This window comes from Mucilaginibacter flavus (genome assembly GCF_030409315.1).
Taxonomy (GTDB): Bacteria; Bacteroidota; Bacteroidia; order Sphingobacteriales; family Sphingobacteriaceae; genus Mucilaginibacter; species Mucilaginibacter flavus.
In genome coordinates this window covers 139,124-159,647 of the sequence record NZ_JAUFPS010000014.1, presented here as the reverse complement: position 1 = coordinate 159,647, position 20,524 = coordinate 139,124, and the positions used below count along the sequence as shown (strand labels likewise).

Annotated in this window: 14 protein-coding genes; 8 read left to right on the top strand and 6 right to left on the bottom strand. The window is 43.4% G+C overall.

Features of this window, described 5'->3' with window-relative positions; all coding sequences use genetic code 11:
• Nucleotides 1-399 precede the first annotated feature (399 nt).
• Both QWZ17_RS05245 and QWZ17_RS05240 read left to right on the top strand, forming a co-directional pair.
• On the top strand, nucleotides 400-3,495 hold the full coding sequence (locus tag QWZ17_RS05245) for a SusC/RagA family TonB-linked outer membrane protein (RefSeq protein ID WP_290303954.1): 3,096 nt from the start codon (nucleotides 400-402) through the stop codon (nucleotides 3,493-3,495).
• A 31-nt stretch (nucleotides 3,496-3,526) separates the two neighbouring features.
• A complete protein-coding gene (locus QWZ17_RS05240; RefSeq protein WP_290303953.1) occupies nucleotides 3,527-5,086 on the top strand; it encodes a SusD/RagB family nutrient-binding outer membrane lipoprotein in 1,560 nt (519 codons plus the stop codon).
• 255 nt (nucleotides 5,087-5,341) lie between these two features.
• Here QWZ17_RS05240 and QWZ17_RS05235 read toward each other — a convergent pair whose 3' ends face one another.
• Complete coding sequence (locus QWZ17_RS05235) at nucleotides 5,342-7,585, bottom strand: response regulator (protein ID WP_290303952.1); 2,244 nt, start codon at nucleotides 7,583-7,585, stop codon at nucleotides 5,342-5,344.
• Nucleotides 7,586-7,596: 11 nt separating this feature from the next.
• Nucleotides 7,597-8,193, bottom strand: a complete 597-nt coding sequence (locus tag QWZ17_RS05230) for a DUF6436 domain-containing protein (protein WP_290303950.1) — start codon at nucleotides 8,191-8,193, stop codon at nucleotides 7,597-7,599.
• Between the two features lie 902 nt (nucleotides 8,194-9,095).
• Here QWZ17_RS05230 and QWZ17_RS05225 point away from each other — a divergent pair.
• From QWZ17_RS05225 to purD, 4 genes are all read left to right on the top strand, one after another.
• On the top strand, nucleotides 9,096-9,650 hold the full coding sequence (locus QWZ17_RS05225) for a hypothetical protein (RefSeq protein ID WP_290303949.1): 555 nt from the start codon (nucleotides 9,096-9,098) through the stop codon (nucleotides 9,648-9,650).
• Nucleotides 9,651-9,785: 135 nt separating this feature from the next.
• Complete coding sequence (tcmP, locus tag QWZ17_RS05220) at nucleotides 9,786-10,889, top strand: three-Cys-motif partner protein TcmP (RefSeq protein WP_290303947.1); 1,104 nt, start codon at nucleotides 9,786-9,788, stop codon at nucleotides 10,887-10,889.
• 3 nt (nucleotides 10,890-10,892) lie between these two features.
• The gene (locus QWZ17_RS05215) at nucleotides 10,893-11,654 is read left to right on the top strand and encodes a DUF5131 family protein (RefSeq protein ID WP_290303945.1); all 762 of its coding nucleotides are present in this window, start codon (nucleotides 10,893-10,895) and stop codon (nucleotides 11,652-11,654) included.
• Between the two features lie 629 nt (nucleotides 11,655-12,283).
• The gene (gene purD / locus QWZ17_RS05210) at nucleotides 12,284-13,558 is read left to right on the top strand and encodes a phosphoribosylamine--glycine ligase (protein WP_290303943.1); all 1,275 of its coding nucleotides are present in this window, start codon (nucleotides 12,284-12,286) and stop codon (nucleotides 13,556-13,558) included.
• A gap of 152 nt (nucleotides 13,559-13,710) precedes the next feature.
• Here the strand turns inward: purD and QWZ17_RS05205 are convergent, their stop codons facing one another.
• From QWZ17_RS05205 to QWZ17_RS05195, 3 genes are all read right to left on the bottom strand, one after another.
• Nucleotides 13,711-14,844, bottom strand: a complete 1,134-nt coding sequence (locus tag QWZ17_RS05205; protein WP_290303942.1) for a TlpA disulfide reductase family protein — start codon at nucleotides 14,842-14,844, stop codon at nucleotides 13,711-13,713.
• A 170-nt stretch (nucleotides 14,845-15,014) separates the two neighbouring features.
• Nucleotides 15,015-16,187, bottom strand: coding sequence for a TlpA disulfide reductase family protein (locus QWZ17_RS05200; RefSeq protein WP_290303941.1), 1,173 nt, complete (start codon nucleotides 16,185-16,187; stop codon nucleotides 15,015-15,017).
• 57 nt (nucleotides 16,188-16,244) lie between these two features.
• Nucleotides 16,245-17,426, bottom strand: coding sequence for a formimidoylglutamase (locus tag QWZ17_RS05195; RefSeq protein ID WP_290303940.1), 1,182 nt, complete (start codon nucleotides 17,424-17,426; stop codon nucleotides 16,245-16,247).
• 216 nt (nucleotides 17,427-17,642) lie between these two features.
• Here QWZ17_RS05195 and QWZ17_RS05190 point away from each other — a divergent pair, with 216 nt between their 5' ends.
• Nucleotides 17,643-18,608 (top strand): NAD-dependent epimerase/dehydratase family protein, encoded by a 966-nt coding sequence (locus QWZ17_RS05190; protein WP_290303939.1) that lies wholly within the window; start codon nucleotides 17,643-17,645, stop codon nucleotides 18,606-18,608.
• Nucleotides 18,609-18,668: 60 nt separating this feature from the next.
• Nucleotides 18,669-19,958, top strand: a complete 1,290-nt coding sequence (locus QWZ17_RS05185) for an HAD-IB family phosphatase (RefSeq protein ID WP_290303937.1) — start codon at nucleotides 18,669-18,671, stop codon at nucleotides 19,956-19,958.
• Between the two features lie 81 nt (nucleotides 19,959-20,039).
• Here QWZ17_RS05185 and QWZ17_RS05180 read toward each other — a convergent pair whose 3' ends face one another.
• The gene (locus QWZ17_RS05180) at nucleotides 20,040-20,507 is read right to left on the bottom strand and encodes a universal stress protein (RefSeq protein ID WP_290303936.1); all 468 of its coding nucleotides are present in this window, start codon (nucleotides 20,505-20,507) and stop codon (nucleotides 20,040-20,042) included.
• Nucleotides 20,508-20,524: the final 17 nt, after the last annotated feature.

Sequence of the window (20,524 nt, the reverse complement as noted above, 5' to 3'; positions counted from 1 at the left end):
TTGCATGCCTTTAATTTACTAAAAAGCACTGTTTTAATCAATATTTCAAAGAACTTTATTGTCGAGTTGCGCAACAATCACCGAAGTCGGAGAGAGGGGCAGACGGGCGAAGCCTCGTCGGGGTGAGTCGTCCCTTGGTTAGTTTACGTCATGCCCCTCCTCATAAGCCCCAGTCTCCCCTACATCCCCACTCACCCACAACTTTAATTTGTCTCTACAATTAAACTTAAAATTAAATTTTACTATCTTGTGTTTGCATAAACAATTATGCACGTACCTAAACGCCTTTTACTGCCGACCTGCAAAATCCGGTAAAAGCACTTATTGCCCTAAACTATTTAACCAGCCGCGGTTAAGCAGTTGCCCGTTTTGTATTTTTTTACCCTGACCTATAAGCTTATGAAACAAAAATTCTACTCAATTAAACGCTATTCTTTTTTGCTGTTTCTTGTATCGCTGCTATTAACAGCTGGTACGGCTGTGGCGCAAACAGCTATTACCATCAAGGGAACCGTTACCGATGCCGTTACCGGCCAAACCATGCCCGGTGTAACTGTTGGGATTAAGGGCAACACCTCTGGCTCTTTTACAGATACCAATGGTGGTTTTACACTTAGTGTGGTAACCGGCTCAACCCTTAGTTTTAAATTTATTGGTTATAAAACTGTAGAGGTACCCATAAACGGCAGTCAAACAACCATCGCCATAAAAATGCAACCCAATACGGAGGAATTGAAGGATGTGGTGGTAACCGCCCTGGGTATTAAAAAGGAACGGCGGGCCTTAGGCTACTCCCAAACCACCGTAAAAGGTGCCGAACTGACCGAAGCCCGTGAAACAAATTTTGTGAACGGCCTGGAAGGTAAAGTTGCGGGCGTTAACGTAACCAATGTGGCTACCGGTCCGGGTGGATCGGCCAATGTGGTGATTCGTGGTATATCTGATATTACCGGTACAAACCAGCCTTTATATGTGATTGATGGTATCCCCATGCAAAACAGTACCTACCGCCAAACCGATGTTGGCGGTGGCTACGGTGGTGCCGATGGCGGCGATGGTACCATTAACATTAACCCCGATGATATTGAAGATGTATCCGTACTAAAAGGTGCTGCCGCTACCGCCCTTTATGGTTACCGGGGCAGCAGGGGCGTTATATTGATCGTTACCAAATCTGGCAAAAACGCCAAGGGTATAGGAGTGGAGCTAAACTCCAATTTTGTAGTAACCAACGTAATTGATAATACCGATTGGCAAACCACTTACGGCCAGGGAAGCCAGGGCCAAAAACCAATTGACGGCTCAAGTGCTTTTGAATTGGGCCTATCCAGCTGGGGAGCCAAACTTGATGGTAAACCCGCTTACCAGTTTGATGGCGTACAGCGCCCCTACAGCGCCATGACCGGCAACGTTGGGCGGTTTTATAAAGATGGATCGGCCATTACCAACACCGTGTCATTTAGCAAAGCCATTGCCGATGATGGTAGTGTGCGTTTTTCGGTGAGCGATTTGCATAATAACAGCATTATTCCCAATGCGGGGTATAAACAACAGTCGTTCTCGTTATCAACCAATTATAATTTAGATAAGCACCTGGCATTGCAATTAAAGGCGCAGTACATTAATGCATTTACCCACAACCGCCCAAGTGTATCAGATGCGCCTGGTAGCGTGAACTTTGCAACCTTATTTTTACCGCCTAACGTCAATATCACTTCGCTGGCACCGGGGTATAAGGCCGATGGATCTGAAAACCAGTTTTTGGATGATGCTTATACTACCAACCCCTACTTTGCGGCTTACAAGTTTATCAACAACACCAGCCGTAACCGCTTCATTGGTTCGGCCGATGCCAAGTATACTTTCGATAATGGCTTTTACCTGCAGTTTAGGGTAGGCGAGGATTTTTTTGAAGACAGAAATACCATCATTACCCCCAACGGTACCGCTTACCAAAGCGATGGCGCCATGATGGAAGAAAACATTAAATCAACCGAGTTAAACATGGATGCCATGCTGGGTAAAATGTTTAAGGTGAATAAAGATTTTAGCGTCACCGGCTTGTTAGGTGCCAACTCCCGCAGAGCGGTTACAGATCAAATTGACGCATCGGGTACTACTTTTCAAACGCCTTACCTGTACACCATTGGCAATCTGGCCAGCCCCGTTGAAACCGAAAGTAACCCGGTGGTAGTTAACAAATCCATTTATGGAACTTTAGATTTTAATTTTAAAAGTTACCTGTACCTGAGCGCAACCGGTCGTAACGACTGGTATAGCACCCTGGCCCCGGGTAAAAAGATAGATTACTTTTATCCATCTATCAGCGGCTCGTTTGTATTCTCCGATTTTTTCCACATCGCCCATATGGATCTGGGTAAAATAAGGGTAGGTTACGCTAACGTAGGCGGCGAGGCCGATTCGCCTTACCAAACCCTGCTTGGGTATAACAATATTGGTAATTTGAACGGGCACCCGGTTGGTAATATCTCCAACGGCAGCACGGTACCAAACGCGGCCCTGGAGCCATCATCGGCCAAGGAGTTTGAAATTGGTAGCGAGATCACCCTATGGGGAGGCCGTTTACACCTCGATGCATCTTATTACGATAAAAAAATAAGCAAGGAGGTAATCCCGGCGGTAACGTCCGAAACATCGGGCTATAACGCCGTATTGCTTAACTCTGGTGTTATTCAAAACAAAGGGGTAGAGTTGCTGCTTTCTGGTGTACCATTCAAAACCGCTAATTTTAGCTGGACGGAGACGGTCAACATCACCTATAACTCCAACAAAGTGCTGTCGCTTTCGGCGGGCTCAGCCAATTACCCGGTTGGATACTCAAGGGCAGGTGAGGATGAAGGTTTGGGTGTAGCCTACATGTCTCAAACGGTAGGTAAATCGGCGTTCCAGATTTACGCGCTTGATCCGGCACGTGATGCCAACGGAAAAATTATCATCGATCCGGCAACCGGCGCTCCCGATCCCAGCCTCGCAACTTACAAAGATCTTGGTTCGGGAATTAACCCATGGACAACCGGTTTAACCACCGAGTTTCGCTACAAACACCTGAGTTTGTCGTTTTTGATTGATGGTAAGTTTGGCGGCAAAATTTTCTCGGGCACCAACTGGTATGCCTACAACTACGGTCTATCAAAAGAAACCTTACCAGGCAGGGATAAGCGTTACGGCACCAATCAGCTTTATGCCCAGGATTATTATGTAGCCATGAGCAATAACGCGTCGATGTTTTTGTATGATGACAGCTTCATCAAATTCAGGCAGATTGTTTTGGGTTATACCTTCCCGGCCAAAATGTTCAATAACAAAATACAGGGTATCACCTTGAGTGCCGTGGCCCGCAACGTGTTCACCATCATGAAGCATACACCAAATATTGATCCCGAATCAAATTATTCAAACGGTCCGCAGGGTATTGAGCAGGCCGGGGTACCGTACACCCGCACATTCGGACTTAACCTTAACGCCAAATTTTAAGATGATCATTATAAAATTTAAAACGCTTAACATGAAATTACAATCAGCATATATACTGGCAAGCGCTATGATCATCATGGCCTTTGCATCATCGTGTAAAAAAGACCTGCTTAAAACCAATACCGACCCAAACTCGGTTTCGGTTGATGTTTTTGATCCTAATAATTTACTAACCACCACCCAACTTTTTTATACAGGCAGTACCGATAATGGCATCGAAATAGAGGAAACCGAACTACAGGGCGCGGGCTGTTACATTCAACATTTCGCATCGCTATCCGGTTATTATTTTGGCGATAAATACCTGCTGAGCTACGGCGGCTGGGGATCATACTTTGATCACGCCTACACCAACCAGGTAAAGTACGCCGTTGATATGTACACTACTACAACCGGCAAGGCGCAGTACAAAAACCTGCACCAGATGGCCCGTATTATGAAAGCCCTGGTGTTTGAACGCATTACCGATATTTATGGCGACGTGCCTTACTTTAATGCAGGTAAAGCTTACATCAGCAAAACATATTTTCCCGCATACGATAAGCAACAGGCTATTTACACCGATTTGCTGAAAGAAGTATCGCAGGCGGTTGATAGTTTGGATGACAAGGCAGATAAGCCCACAGGTGATCTTTACTTTTCTGGCCAGGACGATCAGATAGCCAAGTGGAAACGCTTTGGCAACAGTTTGCTGCTGCGCATGGCCATGCGCCTTACCAAGGTTGATCCGGCTACGGCCAAAACCTATGTAACCAAAGTGATTGGCAAAACCATGGCCAGTAATGATGATAATGCTATAGTACCGCACGGTACCGACCAGGTGACCATTAACAAAGCATGGCGTGGTTTGGGACTGGATGGCGACATCGCCTTATCAGGCCAGCTGAGCAAAACTTTTATCGACTTTTTGAAAAACAACGGCGACCCGCGTTTACCGGTATTGGCCGTTGTTGATAGCACCAGCTCATCAAATGCTGTCGACCAGGTAGGTTTGCCAAACGGCTATGACTTGGGTAATACTAAATATGGCATTATCAATTACAAAGGCCCTAATGGCGAAACTTATTTGGGGCACCTGAATTTATACTCAAGGCCAAGCCCTATTATATTTAACGCCACCGCGCCAACCTTTGTGCTCACCTATGCCGAATCGGAATTGTTATTGGCCGACGCCAACAAACGCTGGGGAATAGGCACCAGCGCCGAAGCACATTACAACAACGGTGTATTGGCCGCCATTACCGAACTTACAGCTTATGGCGCTGCGGGTACCATAAGCGACAGCGACGCGCAAAGTTACCTTGATAACAATCCCTACGACGATAGTAAGGGACTGGAAATGATCAATACCCAATATTGGGCCTGCAACCTGTTTAACGAGTTTGAAGCATGGAGCAATTACCGCCGTACCGGCTTCCCGGTTTTAAACCCGGTAACTTACCCGGGCAGCCAATCGCCGGGAGCAATACCAAGGCGTATGGCTTATTCAACGGTTGATAAACAGGTAAATACGGCTAATTATAACGTGGCAGTAGCCAACCTTACCGGCGGCGATAAAATAACCAGCAGGATATGGTGGGATATGAAGTAGAATCAAGAGTTAAGAGTCAGGAATCAAGACAAAAAGGAAAAGCGGTTTAAAGGCTGGGTCAATCCTGAGCCTGTCGAAGGACGCGCGTAGAGGCCTTTGCCCGCGTGTTTCGACAGGCTCAACATGACCCCATTTTTTTATTTGTTAGCTATCTAAACGCGGGCCACAAGGCAGAGCCTTGCGGCAGCGATGGGATAAAACTCCGCACCCCGAACCTGGCTCCCCGCACCGGAAACCCCAGCACCTCAAAAAAAACTACACTTTCGCCAGGTACCAGTTTTCTAACTTGTGTACCAGGTCGTCTACCTTTATGGGTTTGCCAAGGTAGTCGTCCATACCGGCGGCAAGGCACTCCTCGCGGTCGCCTTTGAGGGTGTTGGCGGTAAGGGCTATAATTATGGGTTGTTTAATGTTGCGCGCTCTGATCAATTGGGTGGCCTCAATGCCATCCATCACCGGCATTTGCATATCCATGAGGATGAGATCGTACGAGTTTTGTAAAGTGAGCTTTACGGCCTCGCTGCCATCGCCGGCAATAGCTGCCTGGTAACCCATTTTCATCAGCATGTGCAAAATCACCTTTTGGTTTATCACGTTATCCTCGGCAACCAAAATATTTAAAGGGTATTTGTTACCAAGATCAACAGGTATTTTATGCTGGGCCGCACCCGCGCCGTTTTCCTGCTTTGGCTGCAGGCTATGTAAAATGTATTTGCTTAAGGCGTGCTGCTTAATGGGCTTGGTAAGTATAAAACTAAAAATGTTGTGCTGCTTGTTTTTCTTTTCATCGCCAATGGAGCTAAGTAAAATAATAGGCAAACCGGGGTACATCGCCTTTACCTGCCTTGCCAGTTGCACACCATCCATTTGTGGCATTTGCGCGTCGGTGATCATGAGGTCGAAATCCGGATCATCCTTTAACAGTATCAGCGCTTCTTCGCCCGATGATACCAGTTCGGGTTTCAACTTCCAGTTTTGAAGTTGAATTTCGAGGATGTTGCGGTTGGTTAAATTATCATCTACTACCAAAATGCGCTTACCCTCCTGGGCCGACATATCATACTGACGGTAAGGCTGTAATTTTTTAAAGCCCGCGCTGGTTACCATGGTAAATGAAAAAACAGATCCGCTGCCGCTTACGCTGCTCACATTAATCTGGCCGCCCATCAGCTTAACCAGTTTTTCTGATATCACCAGACCCAGCCCGGTACCGCCATATTTGCGGGTAGTTGATGAGTCGACCTGGCTAAAGGCTTTAAACAGGCGTTCCTTCTTCTCTTCGGGGATACCAATACCGGTATCACGGATCTCGAATTTTAATACCAGGTTATCGGGACTGACGTCATTCAACAGGCTTACAAATATCATCACCTCGCCCTGGAAAGTAAATTTCACCGCGTTGCCTACCAGGTTAATCAATATCTGTTGCAAGCGCACCTTATCGCCAATAATCTGTGCCGGTATGCCCTCTTCAATAAAATAAGCAATCTCGATACCCGTTTGGGCCACTCGGGTACTAAATATATCCAGTACCTCCTCAATAGCCAGCCGCAGGTGAAAGTCCTCATGCTCCAGCTCCATGCCACCGGCTTCTATCTTCGAAAAATCCAGGATGTTGTTAATTACCGTTAGCAAACTTTCACCGCAGTTGGTGATGGTTTCGGTATACATGCGTTGCTGATCAGATAAGGCGGTTTCTGCCAGCAGGGTCGACATGCCGATCACCCCGTTCATCGGCGTACGGATCTCGTGGCTCATGGTTGCCAAAAACACGCTCTTGGCCTGGTTAGCTTCCTCGGCCTCCCGGCGCGACTCATCCAGCTGTTGATTAAATTCAACCAGTTCGTGGTTTAATTTTTCCAGTTTTTCCTGGTTTTCTTTACGCTCCTGGCTTAGCATAGCTTCCTGTGCCAGCTCTTTCATTTCAATAGTGTGTACCACCTGCTGCTCGCTTGCCCGGTTAAGCTGAAAACTCCATAAACCACACACAAAGAAAATAACCGTGGTTAGCAAAATATGGATTATAAAAGTTTGCACATCAAAATAGGCCAGTTGCGTAAAAAAAATGCCATTAACGCCCGAGTTTTGAAGGTAAGCAAACAAGGCATGATGTATGCCTACTACAATTAACATGGGCAATTGCAGTTTCCAGTTTTGGTAGGTAATTAAAATAACACTGCCTATAAACGCGAAGAAGTGCATTTCAAACAAGCCATGCATTTCATATATATACTGAGCCATAAACACGGCCATAACGCAGCTTAAAACATATTGGTACAGATCAGATTCGGGCAGTAAAAATTTGGTAGAGTAATATGCCAGTAAGGATAAGCCGCTTATGCTGATAGCGATAAGCCACGTATCATAAAACCCGGCCAGCAACAACCCTATAACAAAATACGCGGCCATAAAGTAGTCCATCAGCCTGTCCGACCGTTTTTTTACTTCGGCCTTTATGGTGTTGCTGTAAAGTTGATATTCAAGATCTCGGTTTTCCATGAAAAGGTAGGTTATTTGCTACAGCCTGGTAGGCTGCAACCATAGGCCCTAAGAGCCAGGGGATTAAAAGCGATGGGTTGGCTGTTTTGCAGCAAGGCGGTTAAAGCCATGCGGGCATATTCTGTTTTGGCGTTGGTGCAGTAGCGGCTGCTGTTATAATTGCCCCGGTAATACAGGTTACCGCCGGTGTTTAACAATACCGCCTGCGGGGTGGAGTACACGCCGCACTTAACAGCCAGCGCAGGGTCAATAACCACGGGTACATCAATATCAAACTTTTGCTTAACCTGGGCGGCGGTATAATATTTATCGGTCATCAATATAACAGCGAAGTTGGCCTGTTTGCCATACTCCTTTACCAGGGTTTTAAAATGCGCTATGTTGAACCGCGAACACGGGCAATCGGGATTGAAAAAGTGCAGAAACACAGGCTTTTGATTGCCAAACTTCAATTGCTGCGGCATATCAATATGCTTGCCGTTAGCTACCGCGTGGTAATTAGCGGGCACAGGCGTTGGCAGGCTGTAAACATAATCGTTATACCAAAAAATGCCGCCAATGGCTAAACATAAAATACAAAGCCATCCAATAACCAGTGCTTTTTTCATTTAATCAGTAAAGTGCTGCCTTTTAAGCTAAAGTTTTAAACCCCGAAAGTTAAACATTTAGCATTATTAACGAATAATTGTACCTGCGTTTACTTTGTTCAAGTACCAAAAATAACATTCTGTAGCTATAAAATGTGGCTGTTTACGCATAAAAGCCCCCATTGTTTCAGTCTGAGAATTAATTGTTAAAACTACAAGTTGTAGGGGAGGGGATTAGGGATTTTTGGATAAAGGAGGAAGGGACTTTTTGGACTTTTAGATTTTAGGACTTTGGGACAAAGGAGTGAGGACCTGGGATGAGAGGTATGATGTGCAGGAGAAGCTTTGCGAAGAGTTTATAGATGCCAGACTTCCGAAGTTTTCAAAACGTCGGAAGTCTTTCTTAGCGTGTTGGCATTCGGAGTTTAACCGTATTATAATTTCTTTGCTCTTCATCGGTGATGTGGATTTCTACAAATTGTAGTCGGTAGTATGGGATACATCAGGGAAATCGCTTTTAAAGATTTGCGCGGTAAAAGGTAGCTCCTACGGAGCAAAAAAATAAAATATTTGTTCTACAAATAGGTAGCCGCGATGCGGCAATTTTTGTTTTATCAAATATTCAATGCCGCATAGCGCAATGTCATTAAGTTAAGGATTTAATGTTGATTTTAATATCGAACATTGAATGTCCAATATCGAATAATGAAGTAAAACCCTTCGATGTTGGACATTCGAAATTCATTATTATTTCTAATTCTTTTTTCCCTAACTTAATAACATTGCGCATAGCGGCTACCTGTTGTCCGCTAATTGAAGGATTTCTCCTTGTATGAAAATGTTAAAAACGATTTTCCTGCGGGATACACGCGTTGTAGAATATTAATGGTTTAATATTTTTAACTTACCTCAAAATCATCACCATGACATTCACCTTAGGCCAGTTTTTCCCAAAAAAACAAATCAATGAACCTTACCTTCAATTAGACGATCCGAGGTGGGCCGACCTTGAAGGAGGCTATAAAAAAAGCACTTATGATGCCTCGGTAGCTTTGCTTAAACTTGAAAAAGCTACTACGCTTGCCGAAGTAAACGTTATATACCAGGAGCTTTGGGATGAGTTACACCACCAGGGCGATGTGAGCTTTGCATCCTATTATGCTGTACCTCATTTAACACGCATAGCCAAAGAAAAACAGCTGGTAGATTTTAATGTATTAGGTATGGTTATGTTGATTGAGATTTGCAGGCACAAAAATAATCCACCATTACCTAAGGCATTATTGCCTGCCTTTCAAAACGCCATTACTGAGCTTGGAGAATTGGGTGTCCTGGCAATCAGTAAACCATGGGACTTGTCGTTGGCAAGTTGCGCCCTTGCTTCTATAGCCTTGGCTAAAGGGCAAACTCAGCTTGCCGAAGCAATATTTAACTTGGATGACGATGGGGTGATTGAGGAGTTTTTGGAGGGGGGGTGAAGAAGTTGATAAAAGTGACCATATTTAAGTTCAATGGTTTGGGTCTAAGTAACCTTCTTTAGGACAAAATATTCATATTATTATATTAGGGTATACAATTGATAATTAGCTATAAATAATTGTTTATATTAGTATATGCCAACCAAAAACCTTTTTAGGAAACCTTTTGACGAAGGTACCAAAACAAAACTTACCTTATTTGAAAAATACCTGTTAGAATGGTTACCTGTTTTTCTTTCACCCAATAAAATAATTTGGCCTGAGATTAATATTTTTGATTTCTTTGCAGGAGAGGGATTTGATTGCATTGGAACTAAAGGCAGTCCTATTCTTATCTTGGATAATATTAAGAAATATGAATCTTTAATCAGAAGTAAAAATTTAAAAGTTAATGTTTACTTTAACGAGTTTACTAAAACAGCATATGATACACTTGTTGAAAATTTGATTCCGTTTGAAAAGGAAGACTACATAAAAATTCATCATTATAACGAAGATTTTCAATTAGTTTTTAAAAGGCTATATCCACAGATAAAAGCAAGTAATACCGCAAACTTGATATTTTTAGATCAAAATGGTATTAAACAGATAAATGAAGATGTCTTTTTAAAATTAATTACGGCCAATACCACTGATTTTCTATTTTTTATATCCTCTTCATTGTTTACTAGATTTTCTGAACATGAAGCTTTTACAAAGCATGTTTCCATCAATAAGAATGACTTATTAAATAAGAATTACTACAACATTCACAGAACAATATTTAATTATTATAAATCATTAATTCCATTTTCGAAGTCATATTATTTAGCGCCATTTTCTATAAAAAAGAACTCTAATATATATGGTTTGATTTTTGGCACTCATCATACATTAGGGATAGAAAAGTTTCTTAATCAAAGTTGGAAATTGGATAAAATAAGAGGTGAGGCTAATTTTGATATAGACAATGATAACCACACAATAGGGCAAGTGGATTTATTTAGCAATAAAGTTTTGGGTCCAAAGAAAACCGAGGCATTTGAAAGTGATTTAAGGGCTTTAATAATTAATAAAACTTTAAAAAGCAACTATCAGGTTTATGAGTATGGTTTGACTAACGGTTTCTTGCCGAAACATACAAACGTGATATTGAAGAACCTGAAAACGGAAAAAATTATAAAAAATGATTACGTATCTTTAAATGGCGACATCCATAAAATAAAAGATATAGACAAACAGACATTAATAACGATCTAATTTATGGCACAGTCAAATATAGAATGGACAGAACTAACGTGGAATCCTGTAACTGGCTGCACTAAAATCAGCCCTGGTTGTAAATTTTGTTATGCAGAAGTAATGTCTAAACGGTTGAAGGCTATGGGGATTGATAAATATAAAGATGGGTTCAATATTAGGACACATGCGGACTCATTAAATATTCCCTTTACCTGGAAAAAATCAAAAATTGTTTTCGTTAACTCAATGAGTGACCTTTTTCATCCTGATGTACCGGCCGATTTTATTAAAGCAGTTTTTTCTGTAATGAATAGTACCCCTCAGCATATATATCAGGTTTTGACCAAACGCTCAGAAAGATTACTTGAGTTATCAAAAGAATTAAATTGGAGTGATAATATCTGGATGGGGGTATCGGTAGAGAGCGACCAATACACGTTTCGTGTTGATGAACTTGCTAAAACTGAAGCAAAAATTAAGTTTTTATCTATAGAACCTTTGATTGCTCCCGTAAAAACCTTAAACCTAAAAAAAATAGACTGGGTTATAGTTGGTGGTGAATCGGGGCATAAAGCAAGACCAATAGAAAAAGAATGGATTGACTTTGTGAAAAATGAATGCAATAAAAAAGGGGTGGCATTCTTTTTTAAACAATGGGGGAAGCCTAAATTTAATATTAATCCTCAAGACCCAACTATACAATCAGAACATCCACAGCATGCAAAAGGAGGATGTGAACTTGATGGGAAGATATATAGGCAGATGCCCAATAAAGCAGCATAAATGACGTCAAACTTTTCGCTTCCCGTCAGCAGATAAGTTTCGGGCGAAAACGGGCAGAACAATGGTGGGTTGTGCGGCTGTGGGCATAGCAAGTTTTGCGAAGCGTAGACCACAGAGGGCAGGGGCAAATAATTGCAGCCCTGGTTCTGGCCGTTTTGCAGGGCAATGGCCCCGTGCGGCAAAGAAACCTCTCTGCTGACAGCCGTTTTGGTTACTTTTGAGGCTCCAAAAGTAACAAGCCCACCCGCGGCGAATGAGCGGGCCGATTGTAGTCGCTTTTACAAAGTATAGTTGTATTGATAAAAGAGTCACGAGTACTTCGCCCACTTCTAAGCATCCCCGTAATCTATAAAGGTAGTTCGCCCCGTCACTTACCCACCCAACACAAAATCTGACTATTTAAAAACAAAGGTTACCAGTTGGTTACCCAATGGTATGCATTTGGTATTTAGGAGGTGCTTATTTGGTATGCCGGCGGTCGTAGTTAAGTGCTTAATTGGTATGCTTTTAAGCAATTTTGAGGATGTATTTAATGAAAAGTACCCCTCGTTTTTGAGGAAAAATCGCACCTGCTAAAACTCTGGTTCGGACGACCAAACTAACCGTTCAAAAAAACTATCTTTGCCCCCATGAATATCCTGATCCTCGGTTCGGGCGGAAGGGAAAGCGCCTTCGCCTGGAAAATTGCGCAAAGCCCTAAATGCCAAAAGTTATTTATCGCCCCCGGCAACGCCGGTACTCACCAATACGGCACTAACGTTAACATCAAGGTGACCGACTTTGAGGGTATTAAACAATTGGTTATCAGTGAGGCTATTAACCTTGTACTGGTAGGACCCGAAGAGCCCCTGGTAAAAGGTATTCACGATTTTTTCCTGGCCGATGAGCAGCTGAAAAGTATCCCGGTTATTGGTCCGGAAGCCCTTGGCGCTCAGTTAGAGGGTAGTAAGGATTTCAGTAAGCAGTTCATGTTAAAGCATGGCGTGCCTACAGCAGCCTACCGTACTTTTACTAAAGATACACTGCAAGAGGGACTTACCTACCTTGAAACTGCTGGTTTACCTGTAGTACTTAAGGCCGATGGCCTTGCCGCCGGCAAGGGGGTACTCATTTGCACTACTCTGGAAGAAGCCCAGCACGAACTTACCCAAATGCTGGCCGAAGCGAAGTTTGGCGATGCCAGTTCAAGCGTGGTAATTGAACAATTTTTGAAAGGTATCGAACTATCGGTTTTTGTAATGACCGATGGCACCAACTACAAAATTTTACCCGAGGCAAAAGACTATAAGCGTATAGGTGAGGGAGATACAGGTTTAAATACCGGCGGTATGGGCTCTATTTCTCCTGTTCCGTTTGCTGATGCTGCCTACATGAAAAAGGTAGAAGAGCTGGTGATTATCCCAACTATTGAGGGGCTTAAAAAAGATAATATTCCCTATAAGGGCTTCATTTTTATTGGCTTGATGAATGAGGGCGGTCAGCCATGGGTAATAGAGTACAACTGCCGTATGGGCGACCCGGAAACCGAAAGCGTAATGCGCCGCATTGAAACCGACTTTGTAGACCTGCTACAAGGCGTTGCCGAAGGTAACCTTAACGAAAGAGAACTAACCATCTCCCCCAAAACAGCGGCCACCGTAGTAATGGTAGCAGGCGGTTACCCGGGCGAATACCTTAAAAATAAAGTAATAACCGGCACCGAAAACGTGCGCGATTCGATTGTGTTCCACGCCGGTACCAGCACACAGGGCGAGGATGTGATTACCACAGGCGGTCGAGTTTTAGCTATAACTACCCTGCAAAACGATATGTTTACCGCCCTGCAGCAAGCCACAGCTGATGCCAGCCGCATCTATTACGATGGCATGTATTTCAGGAAAGATATTGGGTTTGATCTACTGTAGTTCATTGGTTCACTGGTTCATTCGTTCATTAGTGGAATAGTTTAATAGTCAATTACATCGCACAAAAAAGCCATGTCAAAAGTTAATCGACATGGCTTTTTTATCAAACAGTTCAACCAATAAACTAATGAACCAGTGAACTAATAAACCAATTATATCTTCCCGAAAATCTCGGCTAACTTGGCTTCTAAATCTTCGCCGCGAAGGTTTTTGGCGATGATTTTGCCGTTGGGATCTAAAAGGAAGTTTTGAGGGATGCCACGTACCGCGTACATATCGGCCGCTTTGCTATCCCAAAATTTAAGATCGGATACATGGTTCCAGGTAAGGCCATCTTTGTGGATGGCAGCCAGCCATTTATCTTTGGCGGTTGGTTTATCTAAAGATACCCCTAAAATGGTAAACTTCTGATCTTTATAGTGGTTGTAAGCTTTTACTACGTTAGGATTTTCCCTGCGGCAAGGCCCACACCATGATGCCCAAAAATCAATCAACACATATTTACCACGGAATGATGATAGCGCTATCATTTTGCCGGCGGTATCAGCCTCGGCAAATTCAGGAGCGGTGGCACCCAAAGCAACAGCTTTTATTTTAGGCATCCTATCGGCAAATTTTTTGCCGTCTTCAGTACTTTTAATGGCTGGGGTTAGCGCATCAAATAGTGGTTTAATATCTACGTAATCGGCGCTATAGGCAAAAGATTCTAATGCGTTTAAGCTAATGTAAGAGTCGGGATGCTCGGTGATGAATTTTTTATCGATAGCCGCACTTAGCGCGTCGGCTGCTTTCTCGTCGGCTTTAGCCTGCTGTATAAATTCCGGCGAAGCCTTTTGCTGGTCGGTAGCTGTTTTTTGCTTCTCCTCCATAGCCTTATAAGCGTCGCCAACCGGCTTTTGGGCAATTTGGTAGGCCTCGTTATCCTGGTTGGTTTTAGGGCCATCTACCTTAGCGTTGGCAAGCAAATCGGCGGTGGTAATGTTAATCACTCCCGGTTCAAGATAAATAGAGCGGTAGTCTTCTGCCTTGGATGTGCCTGTGCCATTGGGGTTATACAGTAGGTAGGCGTTAAGGGGGGCTGCCCCGGCTTTACCGCTAAACTCAAATTTGCCACCCACAACGGCAGCCGAATCTGTTTGGGATTTGCCCTTGGCTATCCTGTACTCCAGGTAAACCTTAGCAGGCGCGCCTACGTCGCCAATTTTTCCTTTAATGATATATTTTGCATCCTGTGCAAAAGAAAAGGCCGGCAAAGCGGCCAACGTTAGTAATAATGCTTTTTTCATGTCAGTAACTTAATACCGCAATATAGGGAATTTGGTTGATTAGTTGGGTTAAGTTGATTGAGTTAAGTGGTTGATTGAGTTGATTAGGTTAAGTGGTTAATTATGTTGAGTGGTTGCCAACATAATCAACTTATTCTAACTCAATCCAACCCAATCAACCACTCACCAAACTATATCTTCCCAAACAACTCGGCCAGTTTGGCGTCCAAGTCGGCGCCGCGTAGGTTTTTGGCTACTATTTTACCATCGGGACCTATAAGGTAGTTTTGGGGGATAGAAGTGATAGAATAAAGGGCGGCCACATCGTTGTTCCAAAATTTAAGGTCGGATACCTGTGTCCACTCTAAGCCGTCGTTTTTTATGGCGGCCAGCCATGCAGCTTTACCATCGGCCCTATCTAATGATACGCCTAATACCGTAAAGTTTTTCCCTTTGTATTTGTTGTAGTTACGCACCACATTAGGGTTTTCCTGCCTGCAAGGGCCGCACCATGATGCCCAAAAATCAAGCAAAACATATTTGCCCCTGAAAGAAGAAAGCTTAACAGGTACGCCGTTTACATCGTTTTGAGTAAAATCTGGGGCTACAGAACCAATAGCCGTAAACTTTAAAGCATCAAGCTGTTTTTTTAGCACTTTTCCCGCTTCTGTTGCGCGCACTTCAACCGATAATGAATTGAATAATGGCTCAATCTCCTGCGGATCTGGCGATGGGCCACCTACCGAGCTCAGTGCCAATAAACTCAAATAGCTGTTGGGATTATCGGTAATAAAGCTTTTTAGTGTGAAGCTCTGTAATGTTTGCAGGGCTTTGTATTTAGCCTGGATGCTGTTTTGAAAAGCAGCCGAGTTTTTTTGCTCCGGAGTTGCAGCCTGAACTTCGGCCATTAACCGCTCGCCTTTCATGTTGATGCCTTTTAACTGTGCCTGTAACTTTATATTATCCAGATTAAGTTGTGAACCCTCAATTTTAGCTTTAGATACCGAATCTTTACTGGTGATGGTTATGGTGCCTCTGTCAATAAAAAAATTAAGGTTATCGGCGTTTTTGGCCAGCGCCCTGCCATCTGAGTATTGCTGTGTGAATTTTTCAAGCCCAAGGCCTTTGTAGTCAACAACTAAGCTGGCGTTCACAGGGTTTATCATTTTGCCGGTGAAACTAAAAGCGCCATTAACAACATCGGCCGAGTCGATCATGCTGTTGGCTCCTAACTGGTACGACAGGTAAATTTTAGCAGGCGCCCCCAAATTGCCTAATTTGCCATTAATAGTAAAGTTATCAGTGGTTTGAGCAAACGCCATTGCCGGCAAAAGAACTATGATCAATAAAAGGAATTTCTTCATCAGAATATAAAAACTGTAAGGATTGTTAACGTTAAAGTACGGGTATAATTGTGATTATCAGTTTAATTTTTGATAAGTACGCCACCAAAGATCGGGCAATTCGCCGGATGTGGCGGTTTTATAGTCTGAATAACTACACGGCACCAGGTGAAAACGTTCATTGCGTGAACCTCCCGAAGGATAGGGAACCTGCATCCACCACCTGTCTGATTTTTTGCTTTTTACAAATACTACTTCTTGGTCTTCATGTTTCAGGCTGGTTTTGTAAATAAGGTATTGCGATTTTGGGTTGAGCGGAAAATCCCGCTTGCGGCCATAAAAGCCGTCAATAAAATACCATATCATTTGCGCCGCAAGCATGGCGGTTTGCCCATTGCTGTCATAAGCAGGGTTAAACTCATAAAAACCTATAGAGGTAAGTTTATCATTAAAGCCCGCGTAACGGCAAATCTGGCAGGCTTCCTGCCCGTTAAAGCCATTCGGTGTAGCATTGGCATTGCCCATGGCATCTGATGAACGGATAGCGCCCATATCAAAGCTAATCATGCTGGCATTACGAATGGCGGGTTCGGTAACAGCGATATTACCTGCTAACTCGCCCAGGCGGTGTACATCAAAATAAAGCTTATCCATAACCCGCAGGCTTTCCTGGCTGGCAAAATAGGTTTGGTAACCCAGGTTGCTGTAGTTAAACAGGTAATTAGGCTCGTGCAAAAATATTTTATTGAGATAGGACTGTGAGGTGGTTTCTATACTATCGCCCATTTCATCCTCATCCAAATCAAAGCGCGAATCAACAATCACCAGGTCTACCTTTTGTTCAAGGTCTTCATAGCCCAGGTATTGGGCATAGGTAAGGTCTTGTCCGCCGCCTATAATAATGGGCACGATGTCTTTTTTAACCAGTTCGGATACTACAGTTTTAAGGGCGAAGTAAGTATCCTTAACTGTAGCGCCGGCTTTTATATTTCCTAAATCAACAACTTTTAAAGTGTAGCCGCCTTCGTTAAGCTGGTACAGTTTTTCGCGAATATAATCTGGAGCGAGGGCACAGCCCTGGTTGTCCACGGCGTTACGGTCGTCCATAACCCCTACTATAGCCAGGTCGGTTTTTTCTTCCAGATCAGGAAAATCAACAGAATAATGCACAATTTTATCGCCAAGCTGGCTGGTATAATACCCTTTTTTAGGCGTGATCTTTTTAAGATCAATAGGTGTAAAAAAATCAGCTAAGGACATAGTTTGATGTGCAATTGATTGATGTGCAAATGTGATGATTGATGTGCAGATGTGCAAATTTCAAATGTGCAGATGCACTGAACCCATAATTTATCTGTGGCAAAAAACAAAAAAATCATTTGCATATCTACACATTTGAAAAGGCGCAGCGTTCTTGAACACCGATAAAACAAACAATCGTGAAAAATCTGCACATCTATCTGCATATTTGCACATATGATTCTTGTTACCGGCGCAACGGGTTTTTTAGGGGCTGAACTGGCAAAACTGCTGGTTACGGGCGGCAATAATATTCGTTGTACCAAACGGGTTACATCTGCTATTCCTGCTTTGCTCACACCGTTCAAGGATAAAATTGAATGGGTTGATGCCGATCTGTTGGATGTTTTTGCTTTAGAGGATGCGCTTGATGGCGTAACGCAGGTTTATCATTGCGCTGCCTGGGTATCATTAAAGGCAGCCGATAAAGAGCCAATGATTAATACCAATGTTACCGGTACTGCCAACCTGGTTAATTTATGTGTTGAACGCGGGATACGGATGGTGCACGTAAGCTCGATAGCTGCTATTGGTTTGGCTAAGCCAGGTGAGCTGACTACCGAGAATCATCACCTCGAAGAATCTGCCGAAAATGATGGGTATGCGATATCCAAGTTAGAAAGCGAAATGGAGGTATGGCGTGGTATTGCCGAAGGTTTAGATGCTGTAATTGTAAATCCATCGCTTATCATAGGGGCGAGCGCGGGTAAACAAGGTAGTGGCGTATTTTTTGAAACGATACGCAAAGGCTTAAAATTTTACACCACGGGTAGCATTGGTTTTGTTGATGTTGAAGATGTGGCCAAATGTATGACCGGCTTGATGAACAGCGATATTACAGCCGAGCGCTATGTGATCAGTGCCGAAAATTATAATTATAAAGATATTACTACCGAAGTTGCTAATGGCTTCGGCATCAAGCCACCGGCCATATTAGCCAAGCCCTGGATAATGGAATTGGCGTGGCGTGGCGCGGCCTTTATCGGCGCCATAACAGGTAAAGCGCCTGCCATTGATAAAACATCGGCACAAACAGCTTCATTAAACCGGGATTTTGATAACTCAAAAATCAAAGATGCCATTGGTATTGAGTTTAAACCGATAAGCAAAACAATTTTGGAGATTGTAGAGGTGTTGATGTAGGCACAGAAAAGAAACGCTACTAACTCTATCAACAAAATTTTTCGCACATTTGCACCCAAGATGGAGCAGTACTTTATTATTGATTTCGACAGCACGTTTACACAGGTGGAAGCCCTTGACGAGTTGGCCCGCATTTCCCTCAAAAATCATCCCGACCGTGAGGGTATTTACAAACAGATAGAAGATTTAACCAATGCCTCGATGGAAGGCAGGTTATCTTTTACCCAAAGCCTGGAAGCAAGGGTTAAACTGTTGTGCGCCAATCGCGATCATTTAAAGCAACTGATTAGTCATCTTAAAAAGAAGGTATCTACCTCATTTTCCCGCAACACCATTTTCTTTAAAAATCACCAGGACGAGGTATTGATCGTATCGGGCGGTTTCAAAGAGTTTATTACCCCTGTTGTTACCGAGTATCACATCAAAAAAGAAAACATCTACGCCAATACTTTTGAGTTTGATGAAGAAGGTAATATCATCGGTTATGATCGTACCAATCCACTTTCGCAGGAGGGTGGCAAGGTAAAACTGTTAAAAGAATTGCAATTACCCGGTGATATTTATGGTATAGGCGATGGCTATTCTGATTTTCAATTGAAGGAATCGGGCATGATTAAAAAATTCTATGCCTTTACCGAAAACATCGAACGTAAATCGGTAGCCGAAAAAGCCGACCACGTTACACCAAGTTTCGACGAGTTTTTGTATCTTAATAAACTACCCCGTGCTATATCGTACCCCAAAAACCGCATTAAATGTTTGGTAGTTGGTGCTATTGACGAGGAAGCGCAGGCGCAAATGAAAAAAGAAGGCTACAATATTCGCAACCGCGAAGAGGTTGAAGATAAATATTTAGAGGAAGCCGGTGTTTTATTTTGCGATGAAGAGCATCAACCAAGCCCTGAACAGGTTCAAAATGCAGGCCGGTTAAAAGTGATCGGTATTTTTGGCAAATGCAGCCACAAGCTGGCCGAAGCAGCCACCGAAAGCGGTATCATAATATTTGACGACCCAAGGCATAACCCACATAATAACGATTTTATCCCTAAAAGGGTAATGGCGTTTATGAACGAAGGTAAAACGCACACCAGCTGCAACTTCCCGGATTTGCAACCGCCACGTGTAAACAACGCGCACCGTTTAATCCACATCCATAAAAACGTACCGGGTATCCTGGCCAAAATAAATGATGTGTTTGCCCGCCACAATATCAATATCGTAGGCGAGTTTTTGGTAACCAACCCGCAAATAGGCTACGTTATTACCGACGTTAATACGGGTTATGATACTGAGGTTTTAAACGAGCTGAAGGCAATTGAGCATACTATAAAATTCAGACTGCTTTATTAGGTTCGGGTTATCAGGTTCGGGTTGCGCGTTTTTAGCGGCATTTTTCTTACCCGATCCTCGCAACACAATCCACGACCCACATCACGCAAAAGGTACTACCAATACCGGTATGGGCGAATGACGCACCACATCTTCGGCTACGCTACCCATCAGCAACCTATCAAGTCCTGATCGGTTGTGGGTGCCTAAAACTATCAGATCGGCGTTAAACTGTTTAGCGCAGTTGATTATGCCATTGGCCGTTACATCAAATTCGGTAAAGGAAGTTACTTCAAGGTTGCCCGCGTGTTCCTTTTTTATTCCGTCGATTACTAATGATGACTGCTTAGCTTGTATATCAAGAAGATCGGCTTGTTCAACACCCAGTGTGGTGCCCATTGGCATACCTGTTAAACTATCAGTAGGGTCGGGCTGAAAAACGTTGGGTTCAATAATATGCACCAGTCCAACGGCAGCGTTGTAGCTATGCGCGATATCAAAACCGTAGGCGGCCGCATTGCGGGCGTAGCTACTATCGTCAATACCAATTAATATTTTCGTGATTTTCATGATGCTAAAGGTTTTGT